This window comes from Streptomyces sp. NPDC006265, assembly GCF_040613555.1.
In the GTDB taxonomy this organism is placed as follows: Bacteria; Actinomycetota; Actinomycetes; order Streptomycetales; family Streptomycetaceae; genus Streptomyces.
Genome location: NZ_JBEXSH010000253.1, coordinates 1 through 10,412 on the forward strand (window position 1 = coordinate 1; position 10,412 = coordinate 10,412).

Below are 10,412 nucleotides of genomic sequence, written 5' to 3' on the forward strand. Positions count from 1 at the left end.
GGCCTGTCCAACCAGGCCGTCGGCGACCGCCTCCACCTGACAGAAGGCACCGTCAAGTCCCACCTGGCCCGCATCTACGCCAAGCTCGACGTCGACTCACGCACCGCCGCCGTCGCCACCGCAACCGACCTCGGCCTCATCCGACGCTGACCGAGCATGCGCCCGAGCGCCCCGCAGCTCGATCCCGAACAAGGACCGTCAAGGGCGTGGACCAGCATCATCCTGGCTCGGACTGATCCACAGCCTTGCACACCGATGACACTGCGTGCCGATCCGGGACGTGCCGCCGAGGGCGTACAGGCCCGCTCGGGCTGTAGGCATGGTCGGTCCTGCTCGCGGTGCGGCGGCGCGTCCGTCCGAACGGCGCATCCGTCGTCGAGCCGTCCGACGAGCCAAGTCGGGCCACCGCCGTGAGGAAGGCCACCGGTGTGCATCGCATCGTGTGTGTTTGCCGTCGTGTCGGCTGGAAAGGCGCTCTGTGATCACCGCACGCGTCAATCCGGTGGATAGTGTCCAACAGCTAGTAGGAGGAGGGTCGATGTCCTCAAAGCGACGTCGCAAGAAGAAGGCCCGCCGCAAGAACGGCGCGAACCACGGCAGCCGTCCGCAGTCCTGAGGAAGTCCTGCGGCGCGCCGACGCAAATCCTGTCGTCCCGACGGGGTGAAGGGCCTCGCAGGCCGATACCTGCGGGCCCTTTCGTCGTGTGCACACGTCGTGCGTGCGCGCTGTGCGCACGCCCTTGACCTCAAGAGCACTCCAAGCTGAAGACTCCCCTGCGTGCCCCGACCCCCCGGGGCCCGCCAGAGGGAGAGGCCCATGAGGTACCGCACGATCGGCACGGACCCCACGACCCGCCGCGAGGTGAGTGTGCTCGCGCTCGGCGCGATGCTGTTCGGCTCGGTGACGGACGAAGCGACGTCCTTCGCCGTGCTCGACCGCTATGTCGAAGCCGGCGGGAACTTCATCGACACGTCCGACAACTACGCGTTCTGGGCCGACGGCGGCCAGGGCGGCCAGAGCGAGGGACTCCTCGGCCGCTGGCGGCGCAGCCGCGGCATCGGCGACGAGATCGTCGTCGCGACCAAGCTCGGCGCACGCCCCCTGGCACCCGGCACCAGCTACACCGACCACCCCGAGGGCCTGTCCGCGAAGGTGATCCGCGAGTCCGCCGAGCGCAGCCGGGAACGGCTCGGCCTGGAGAGGCTGGACCTGCTGTATGCGCACATAGAGGACCACACCGTGCCGCTCCAGGAGACCGTCGAGGCCTTCGGCGCCCTGGTCGCCGAGGGCACCGTCGGACTGCTCGGCGTGAGCAACCACGCCGTGTGGCGCGTCGAGCGGGCCCGGGCCCTCGCCGCTGCGGCCGCACTGCCCGGCTACGAGGTCCTCCAGTACGCGCACACCCACCTGCGCCCTCGCACCGACGTCCCCGACGCCCTGTTCCCGGACGGCAGCCTCGGCCACGCAGCTCCCGACCTGCTCGGCTACCTGAGGGCCGAGCCCGGCCTGACCCTCGTCGCGTACTCGCCGCTGCTCAAGGGCGCCTACGTCCGGCCGGAGCGGCTGCCCGCCGACTTCGACCACCCCGGCACCCCGGCCCGCCTCGCGGCGCTGCGGGAGGTGGCCCGGGAGACGGGTGCGACGGTGAACCAGGTCGTGCTCGCCTGGCAGATCGGCGGCGACCTGCCCGTCGTTCCGCTGGCCGGGGTCTCCTCGGTGGCCCAGCTGGAGGAGAACCTGGCCGCGGTGGACCTGGAGCTCACCCCGGAGCAGCGAGCCCGGCTGGACGCGGCGCACTGAGACCGTGGGACGGTGGAGGGGAACGGCATCCGGACCTCCGAAGGAGCACCGGCCATGACGACCCGCCCGGCCCACCCATCCGCCCGCTCGATCCGCACCACCCCGGAAGGCCTCCTGTGGGAACCCAGCGAGCGCTGGGTGCGCGGCCGCAAGGGCGACGTCACCGTCGTCGACAGCCGGCACCCGGTGCTCGTCTGGGAGCCCCACCTGCCCGTGCCGCAGTACGTCTTCCCCCGCGAGGACGTCCGCACCGACCTCCTCCGCCCGGCCGAGAGCCCGCCCACGGGTGCCCACACCGCCTCCCGGATCTTCTACGATCTCGACGCCGACGGCGAGGTGCGCCGGAACGCGGCCTGGACGTTCCCCGCCGACGACCTGGCCGGCCACATCGCCTTCGAGTGGTTCCTGCGCACCGACACGGGCCTCGACCACTGGTACGAGGAGGACGAGGAGATCTTCATCCACCCCCGTGACCCGCACAAACGCGTCGACGCGCTGTCCAGCAGCCGGCACGTGCGGATCGAGGTCGACGGGCAGGTCGTCGCCGACAGCCGCGCCCCGGTCCTGCTCTTCGAGACGTCCCTGCCCACGCGGTACTACCTCCCCCGCGAGGACGTTCGTCTCGACCTGTTCGACGCCACCGACCACCACACCGGATGCCCCTACAAGGGCACCGCCTCCTACTGGTCCTGGCGCGGCGAGGCCGATGTGCCGCCCAACCTCGTCTGGACCTACCCCGAGCCGCTGCCCGCCGTGGCGGCGATCCGGGGGCGCGTCGCCTTCTTCAACGAGGTCGTCGACATCACGCTGGACGGCGAGCGCCTGGAGCGGCCGGAGACACCGTTCAGCCGGATGTTGCGGAGGAGGAGCCGCTCGTGAAGCTGTCGAGCAGGGCGTCCAGCCCGGCCGTGAGGCCCTGCGGGCCGCCCTGCTCGGCGAGTGCGGCCGCCGTCTCCCGCAGCGTCGGCAACTCCTTCGCGGACAGCCGGTGCAGCCCCAGCCGGAAGGCCGGGTCGGTCTCGTCCGGGTTGTCGACCGTCGGCCGCAGCTCCACGGACACGTAGCCCAGCAGCCAGGCCGTGAAGGCGCGGAACACGTCGGCCGTGGTCGCCTCGTCGAACCCGGCGCCCCGCAGGAGGGCCAGTACCCTTTCGTGATCGCGCAGGACCGCGGAGGGCCGCCGGGCCAGCGGGACCGCCAGCAGACGCGTGGCCAGCAGCGGCACCGCCTGCGGATGCGTCAGACACACGTCGTAGGTCGCCCGGGCGATCCGGTGCAGCTCGGCCCGCCAGTCGGGGGCCTCCTCCCCGTCGGCGGCCAGCCGCTCCTCCAGCTCCAGGTACAAGGCCTCGACCAGCCCGTCCAACAGTGAGTCCTTGCTCGACGCGTACCGGTACAGCGCCATGGCCTCCACGCCGAGCTCGGTGCCCAGGCGGCGCATGCTCAGCGCCGAGAGACCTTCACGGTCCACCAGCGCCAGGGCGCTGGCCAGCACCCGCTCCCGGCTCAGCCGGCCGTACCGGCCGCGGTCGCTGGCGCGGCGGGCGGGGGTCGTGGCCGCACCGCCCTTGCCGCGGCCTCGGGCTCGCTGCTCGGTCATGGCGGCCTCCTCGTCCCCCAACGGGACTCCCGGGGGCCCGGCATCCGCGGGCCCGGCGCGTACACCTGCATCGTAGGGCGCGGGGCCCTGGCCGGCCGGGAGGCCGCACCAGGACGGGGCAGGTCGCGGGTCAGCGCAGACGGTCCACCGCGCCGACGGCCCTGACCACAGCGCGGTGGACCCGCGGGTCGGCGTTGATCGCCGTGTGGGCGGTGCGGCTCGACGCCCTGCGCAGCCGGCCGAGGACCGCCCCGGGGGTGCGCCGGCCGACGTATCCCTCGGAGACGGTGAGGTCCGCCGTTTTCAGTGCGTCCTTGTAGCGGGAGGTGCCCTTGCCCATGTCGATGTGGGCGATGCCGCGTTCCGCCGCTGCCTCGGCGCACTTGAGGTGCAGGAGGATCCCGGGTGAGTACTTGGCGAACCGGGTGTCGTAGGCGGGGAACCAGGTGGCGTACACCTCACGTGACCGCAGCCCGTAGAGCATGGCGACGGGGGTCTCGCCCGCGCGGAGCACGGTCAGCGTGCCCGAGCAGGATTCGGACGGCAGGTCGAACAGCTCCCCGAGGATCGCCAGGAACCAGCCCTGCGAGAGCGGGTCGCGCTGTCCCCGGGACCGGAGCTGCGCGGACTTCCAGCGGACCAGGGTGTCCATCAGCGCGGGGTCGGGTGTGTGGAAATCGAGCCGGAGCGGCCCCGCATCGCGGGCCAGTCTGCGTTCGTGCCCCCGCGCCGTGCGCAGCACCTTCGGCCGCAGCCGTTCGAGGTAGGCCTGGTGCCCGCCGTCGAGCTCCATCACGGGGGAGGCTGCGCGGGTGTGCGTGCCTCCGGTCTCGAAGGGAGTCTGGCCAGCGGCCAGATGGTCGTACTCCCAGAGCGCGAGACCGCAGGCTTTGAGCAGCTCCACCGGGTCCCAGTCCAGGCCCGGCCGGTGGATGAGGCCCTGGCAGTCGCAGAACCCCCAGCCGATCGGCTTGCCGGATCCCAGGGCGTGCTGTTCGAAGGGGAAGAACCCGACGGTGCCGCCGCCCTCACGCAGGCGTGCCACCCGGGCGGTGGCACGCCTGCGACCCACGGCCCGGGCGAACTCGGGGGCGAGGAAGGGGCTGGCCAGTCGCAGCTCCGCGCGCTGCATGGCACCCCACGCGGTGAGGTCGCCGGGGGTCAGTTCGTCGGGACGCAGAACCGTGACGTCCATCCAAATCACCTCAGTGGTACCGGGAGATCACCGCGGAGTAGTCCGCGAGGGACGACCCGGGGGTTCCGTCGTAGAGGTTGCTGTCGAACGCCCACATCAGCCCCCGCAGCCCGCACGTCTCCATCTGGCGGGCCGCGGTGGACATGACGCCGGGATGGTAGGGGCTGACCTGCGTCCCGGCGCTCTCCCCGTTGAGCAGGGCGAAGCCGTGCTGCCGGGCGACGCGGCTGACCCAGCGCATCGACGACCACTGGCCGTGCACGCGCTCGGGCGGGGAAAGGACGTCCACCTCGCGGTCCTCGGGGGAGCAGCCGTTGTTGCGGGGCACCCCCGTGCCGTCCACGAGGGACGTCGGAACGATCTGCACGTTGTGGCGGGCGCGGATCTGTCCCACGGTCCGGAAGAAGCCGACCCCGAGGGCGACCAGCCGGTTGCCGGCCGACGCGTCCAGGCGCTGCTCGACGGCTCGCCGGTAGTCGCGCGGGTAGTAGCCGCTGCCCGCCAGCAGCACCTTCAGGAACCCCTGATAGCGCAGCGACCTGTAGTACTCGATCTGCCAGTTCACCGCGCCGGACAGCGCCCGCAGGTACCAGTCGTACCAGGCGCGGACCTGAGCCTCGGTGAACTCCGTTCCGCGATAGTTGCGTTGGCCGGGTCTCCAGCCGGGGTAGGGGTTCGCGGGGGTCCCGGGCGGCCGGTCGGCCCGGGACGGGCTCTGGGCGTTGGCGTCGAAGGCCCAGTAGGAGTTGTTCCCGCCCCCCGAGGGGTAGCCGAACTCGCCGGTGCCGCTCACTCCGACGCGGATCGCCCAGAAGTTGTCGAGCCCGAGGTCCCGGTTCACCCGGGCCACGTAGCGCTGTGCCTTCTCGCGCACGGTCTGGCTGAAGACCATGTTGGGCGCGTCGGTGAGGCGGTTGCCGTCCTGGTCCGCATAGGCGGCCTCCGGGTACGCGTCGAAGAGCCAGCCCGGCGCGTGATGCAGCCCCAGGCTCACCTCGACGAGCGATCCCGCGCGCTGGAGCCGCTCCAGCGACCGCCTGACACCGTCCCGGTACCGGGAGGAGAAGTGGCCCTCCCGGGTCTCGTACCGGTCCCAGAAAATCTGCAGATGTGCGACCTCGATGCCCTTGCTCCGCTCCAGAGGCGCCTTCTCCGCCATGGTCTGCAACGTGCCGAAGACGTAGTGCCGCCGGGTGTCGTCCCGCTCCACGGCCGGGGCGCACGAGGCGACCAGGACAGCGGCCGCGAGGAGACCGATCTGCCTGCGGTACGGTGCGGCCCGGTTGACCGTGCCGGCCGTTCGTCGCCGTGCCGGGTTCATGCCAGGGACTCCTGGTACAGACGCTCGTACTCGGTGCGGAAGCGGTCGGGTCCGAACCGCTCCTCCACCGTGACACGCCCACACCGGGCCAGCATCTCCCAGCGCCGTGGCTGCTGCAGCAGCAGGGACAGCAGCTCACCCGTGCGCACCCGGTCCGCGACCGGGGCCCGGGGCCCCGCGGGGTCCAGTGCGGCGAACTGCGGAAGGTCGGAGAGGACCACGGGGCGTCCCGTGGCGAGGGCCTCCAGCACGATGAAGGGGACGTCCGCCTTCCCGCCCAGGGCGCGCGGGGTGAAGAGCAGGACATCGGTGGCCGCCAGCAGCCCTGGCATGTCCGGCACATGCCCGAGGACCTCCACCCCGGGAAGCCCCTCACGGGCCGCGAGGACCCGCAAGTCCCTCCCGAGCGCATGCTCGTCCTGCCCCGGACGGCCCCGCATCGCCAGCACCAGGCGGAAGCGCGCCCCCGAGCGGTGCGCCTGCGCCGCGGCGGCGATGGCCTCCCGCGCGCCGCCCGCGGGGTCGTGGTGGCGGGGGGACAGGACCCCCCGAGGCGCCCGGGGGGGTGGGGGCCACGCCCCCCCCGCCACCGGGAGGGGCGGCGGTATCACCCGCACGTCCCCGAACCCCGCGGCCCGCAACTGCCCCGCCGTCGCCTCCGACAGGGCGACGGTCACGCCGCCCAGTGGCCGAGCCCGCTCCAGCAGCCCGGGGTCCATCACCCCGGGCACCGTGTGGATGACCGGCCCGCCACCGAGCAGGCCCCGCCGCAGCCGGGAGAACAGCGGATAGGTCCCGCCGATGGTCAGGATCGCGTGCACCAGATCCGTACGCCGCGCCAGGACGCTCCCGGCGAGAGCGGCCTGAAGCCGCTCCGGAAAGTGCGGCGCGCCGTCCCGGGACACGAGCGGAACGCCCCCGTCGCCACGCGTCCCGCGCGGCCCGTGCCGCGGCCACCGGCTGAACCACAGGAAGTCCCGGTCGGGCATGCAGCTGGCGACCGACGCCGCCAGCTGCGTGTCGGCTCCCGCCCCGCCCTCCCACGGACCGCTGGTGAAGAGCAGCACCCGGGAGCGCGCCCGGCGGCTAGCCACCGCCGCCGCCCGCCCCGGCCGCGTGCGACACCGGCGGCAACGGCAGCCGGTACACCGCCACGGTGCCGTAGGTCCGGCCGTGGAAGGAGAAGACCAGGTGTCCCTGGCGGGTGAGATCCCGCACCTGGCGCTGGGTGAAGGGGGAGTACCCCTGGTCGATCAGCCGCCACGAGGCGACGATGTACGTCGCCCTCACTCTCGCCCGGTCCTGCGGCTTGTACCAGCGGCCGACGCGGTAGCGGTCCTCGAGGATCAGGTCCACCGAACCGCTCGTCGAGATGACCCGGCTGCCCACGGGCACGTGGTCCAGCATGTATTGGCGCAGCTGCGGGTAGCCGTCGTCCGGCCGGGCCCTGGTCTGCGCGTAGGTGAATGCGGAGCCTGCCAGGGCTCCCACGAGGACGAGGACGGTCGTGGTCCGTGCGACACCGGCACGCAGCGCCGGGCGTCCGGCACGCCCCTGCCACAGCCGTACGGCCGCCATGGCCACGACCACGATCGTCGGCACGAGGAGCATGTACAGCGCCTGCTCCTCCAGGGTGCCCTTGAGCACGGCGTAGGCGAGAGCGATGCCCGCCGACAGGTACCAGAGCCCGAGCAGACGCTGAGCCCGGTTGCCGCGACGCAGTAGGGGGATCACCGCCAGGGGACCCAGCGCCAGCAGCACGTAGGTGCTGCCGAAGTTGCTCATCTCCTCGGCGACGCGCTGGGAGAGGGGCGGCGCGCCCGCCGAGTTGAATCCGGTCTCCTGGACCTGCCCCAGCAGCCGTCTGATGCCGTGGGTCTTCACCGCCCACAGCGCGTCGAAGTGGCCCGCCGACCAGACGACCACGACGTAGACCGCGTACGGCACGGTGGCGGACGCGGCGGCGATCAGGGGCAGGGACCGCCGCGAGCGCCAGGTGAACAGCGCGGCGGCGAGCAGCGGCAGCACCGTGATGAGGGCCGCCACGTCCTTGGTCAGGATGGCGAGGCCGAACAGCAGCCCGCCGGCGATCGCCCGGCCACGCGCTCTGGGGCGCCGGTCCGACTCCGTCAACGGCATCAGCACGAGATAGCCGAGCAGGACCCAGAGCATCATCGAGGTCTCGATGAGGACGCGGTCGTTGAGCCGCAGGATGAACGGGTCGAAGGCGAAGACCAGACCCGCCGCCGCGGCGGCGGGGACGGACCGGGTGACGCGGGTGATCAGAAGGACGAGCACGGCGGCGGTGATCATGGCGAGCACGGCGTTCAGCAGCCGCATCTGGTGCACCCCGGAGATGACGTCCGCCTGGGCGCCGAACAGCTTCTCCCAGCCGCCCTCCAGGTAGAAGTAGCCGGGCGGGTGGAGGAAGAACAGCCAGCCCTTGTACCGGGGGAAGCCTCCGGACTCCACCGAGTGGCCGATGTGCCAGTAGTAGACCTCGTCGCCGAACACGTCCGGTGTCTGTCCGAACCCGACCAGACGGACCGCCCCGGTCAGCGCCGCAATGAGGCCCGCCACCAGCCACAGGGGAATCGCCCGGCTGCGCAGCCACGCCACCGACACCGGCAGGGCCTTGCTCACGACGGCCATGGCGCACTTCTCGTGCCGTTGCCGTCCGCCGGAGGACCGCCGGCCAGCAGGTAAAGTTCCGGAACCTCGGGGACACGGCCGCCCGGGAAGAGCGCGTCCGCCTGCGAGCGGTACCCGCGCACCAGCGCCGCCTTGCCGGCCAGCCCGCGTGACCACTCCACCCCGGCGAGCCCGTTCCGCTCGACGAAGCGGGGGTCGAGGCGGTGCTGCTGGTTGTAGGGGAAGTCGCTGTAGTAGACCACCCGCTGACGGCTGAGCTCGGCGGCCGTCCGCACCAGGACGTGGTCCACGTGCAGGCCCACCCCCGAGGGGGCCAGCAGGATGGTCCGGGGTGCCGACGCCAGCGTCTCCAGCACGGCGCGCGCACGGGCCAGGGTGCCGGAGTCGTGACGGGAGATCCGGCCCGTGGCCACGTGCAGCCGGTAGGTCGGGTAGACGTGCGCCGGCTCGGGCAGGGCGCGGTGCATCCACTCCCCGTGCCGGCCGGGCGACGCCGGCTTGCGACGGAACAGGCCGTCGGTCAGCCCCAGATGGACCCCGCCGACGCCCAGCCGCCGCAGCACTTCCTCGTCCTCGGCACGACGCTCCCGGTACAGGCACTCGGCGTCGGACCATCCGGACAGCCGGAGGTAGTGCCGCCCTGAGAGCGTGTACGGCGGAGCACCGGCTTCGGTGAAGAACGTGGCGACCCGTACGGATGTACGGCCCGCGGCGTATGCCATCAGCGCCCCGCAGGACAGGACCGCGTCGTCAAGGTGCGGGGAGAGCACGACGAGCGGCGTGCCCGCGTCGATCGCGGTGGTCAGTGGATCCGCTGCCATGACCCTGCCCCCTCCCGCCTCGCTTCCAGGGCGGCCGTCCCGGTACCCCTGGACGGGCCCGGCGTGTCCAGCAGCCGCTGGACGAGTGCCAGGTACTGACCCGTCGTCTGCTCCCACGAGAAGCACTGCGCGGTCCGGTACGCCATGTGTCCCAGCAGGCGGCGTATCCGCTCGTCCGCCGCGAGATCCCGCAACTGCCGTGCCAGGGCGTCCACGTCGAAGGCGGGGACAGCGATGTCACCGCCGTCCATCCACCGCAGGGTGGGCAGATCGAAGTGCAGCACCGGCTTGCCGTACGCCATGGCCTCCAGCGCCACGAGTCCGAAGGACTCGCTGCGGGACGGCAGCACCAGGAAGGCGCAGTCCTCCAGGAACCGCTGCTTCCCGGCCCCCGTCACCTCGCCCACCCAGCGGGCGTCGGCGCCGGTCGCGGCGATCAGCGCGGCGAGCCCGGCCTCCTCACCACGGGTGCCCGCGCCGGCCAGCAGCAGCGGCATCGACGGCGCGCCGGCGGCGTGTGCGGCCAGCAGGAGGTCCAGCCCCTTCCCCTGCACCTCCACCCGCCCCAGGAAGGCGATGTAGTCGCCCTCGCCGATCCGTCGGGGGGCGACGGGCGGCAGGTCGACGCCGTTGTGGATGATGTGCGTGACGGCCCGGGGGGAGTGGCGCCGCACGGTCGCGGTGTCGGCCTCGTTCAGGACGACGACGTCCTCGTAGAACCGCAGCCCGAGCCGCTCGACGAGGGCGAACGGCAGGTGGTAGCGGCGTGACATCGCCGCCCCGCTGAGCGACTGGGCCAGCCCCACCACCCGGCCGCGGGAGAACAAGGGCAGGAACCCCGTGGAGAACGGCGGTGTGAAGCTCTCCAGCCACACATCGTGCGGCAGCCTGCGGGCCGTGACCGGCAGTACCGCGTGGTAGAGGAGCTGTCCGAGGCGTGGTCCGGCCCAGCCGAGCGGCAGCCGGTGGAGAAGCGGGCTGACACCCCCGCTGCCTACCGTGGCAGGGCAGGCACAACCGGC

At 72.5% G+C, this 10,412-nt stretch carries 10 protein-coding genes; 3 read left to right on the top strand and 7 right to left on the bottom strand.

From position 1 onward, the window contains the following. From ABZ281_RS21075 to ABZ281_RS21085, 3 genes are all read left to right on the top strand, one after another. Window positions 1-150, top strand: a 150-nt coding sequence (locus tag ABZ281_RS21075) for a LuxR C-terminal-related transcriptional regulator (protein WP_356657596.1), incomplete at its 5' end; no start/stop codon positions are given. A gap of 667 nt (window positions 151-817) precedes the next feature. After that, window positions 818-1,801, top strand: coding sequence for an aldo/keto reductase (locus tag ABZ281_RS21080; RefSeq protein ID WP_356657578.1), 984 nt, complete (start codon window positions 818-820; stop codon window positions 1,799-1,801). A 54-nt stretch (window positions 1,802-1,855) separates the two neighbouring features. After that, window positions 1,856-2,680, top strand: a complete 825-nt coding sequence (locus tag ABZ281_RS21085; protein ID WP_356657580.1) for a DUF427 domain-containing protein — start codon at window positions 1,856-1,858, stop codon at window positions 2,678-2,680. Here ABZ281_RS21085 and ABZ281_RS21090 read toward each other — a convergent pair. From ABZ281_RS21090 to ABZ281_RS21120, 7 genes are all read right to left on the bottom strand, one after another. Next, window positions 2,646-3,401 carry a TetR/AcrR family transcriptional regulator C-terminal domain-containing protein gene (locus tag ABZ281_RS21090; RefSeq protein ID WP_356657582.1) on the bottom strand — a complete coding sequence of 252 codons (756 nt, stop codon included), beginning with the start codon at window positions 3,399-3,401 and terminating at the stop codon, window positions 2,646-2,648. The two genes, ABZ281_RS21085 and ABZ281_RS21090, sit on opposite strands and share 35 nt — an antisense overlap. Window positions 3,402-3,531: 130 nt before the next feature. Then, complete coding sequence (locus ABZ281_RS21095) at window positions 3,532-4,596, bottom strand: GNAT family N-acetyltransferase (RefSeq protein WP_356657584.1); 1,065 nt, start codon at window positions 4,594-4,596, stop codon at window positions 3,532-3,534. Window positions 4,597-4,606: 10 nt separating this feature from the next. Continuing rightward, the gene (locus ABZ281_RS21100; protein ID WP_356657586.1) at window positions 4,607-5,917 is read right to left on the bottom strand and encodes a beta-galactosidase; all 1,311 of its coding nucleotides are present in this window, start codon (window positions 5,915-5,917) and stop codon (window positions 4,607-4,609) included. After that, the gene (locus tag ABZ281_RS21105; RefSeq protein WP_356657588.1) at window positions 5,914-7,011 is read right to left on the bottom strand and encodes a glycosyltransferase; all 1,098 of its coding nucleotides are present in this window, start codon (window positions 7,009-7,011) and stop codon (window positions 5,914-5,916) included. Before ABZ281_RS21105 ends, ABZ281_RS21100 begins: the two co-directional genes overlap by 4 nt. Then, window positions 7,004-8,569: a phospholipid carrier-dependent glycosyltransferase gene (locus tag ABZ281_RS21110; protein ID WP_356657590.1), complete on the bottom strand. Its 1,566-nt coding sequence runs from the start codon at window positions 8,567-8,569 to the stop codon at window positions 7,004-7,006. The genes ABZ281_RS21105 and ABZ281_RS21110 overlap by 8 nt, the downstream gene beginning before the upstream one ends. Beyond that, window positions 8,557-9,390, bottom strand: coding sequence for a PIG-L family deacetylase (locus ABZ281_RS21115; protein ID WP_356657592.1), 834 nt, complete (start codon window positions 9,388-9,390; stop codon window positions 8,557-8,559). Before ABZ281_RS21115 ends, ABZ281_RS21110 begins: the two co-directional genes overlap by 13 nt. Then, window positions 9,372-10,412 (bottom strand): glycosyltransferase (locus ABZ281_RS21120; protein WP_356657594.1); only part of this gene is annotated, 1,041 nt, incomplete at its 5' end. The genes ABZ281_RS21120 and ABZ281_RS21115, both read right to left, overlap by 19 nt.

Coding starts and splice junctions, on each gene's coding strand:
- ABZ281_RS21080 (WP_356657578.1), top strand. CDS start 818: ATGAGGTACCGCACGATCGGCACGGACCCCACGACCCGCCGCGAGGTG.
- ABZ281_RS21085 (WP_356657580.1), top strand. CDS start 1,856: ATGACGACCCGCCCGGCCCACCCATCCGCCCGCTCGATCCGCACCACC.
- ABZ281_RS21090 (WP_356657582.1), bottom strand. CDS start 3,401: ATGACCGAGCAGCGAGCCCGAGGCCGCGGCAAGGGCGGTGCGGCCACG.
- ABZ281_RS21095 (WP_356657584.1), bottom strand. CDS start 4,596: ATGGACGTCACGGTTCTGCGTCCCGACGAACTGACCCCCGGCGACCTC.
- ABZ281_RS21100 (WP_356657586.1), bottom strand. CDS start 5,917: ATGAACCCGGCACGGCGACGAACGGCCGGCACGGTCAACCGGGCCGCA.
- ABZ281_RS21110 (WP_356657590.1), bottom strand. CDS start 8,569: ATGGCCGTCGTGAGCAAGGCCCTGCCGGTGTCGGTGGCGTGGCTGCGC.
- ABZ281_RS21115 (WP_356657592.1), bottom strand. CDS start 9,390: ATGGCAGCGGATCCACTGACCACCGCGATCGACGCGGGCACGCCGCTC.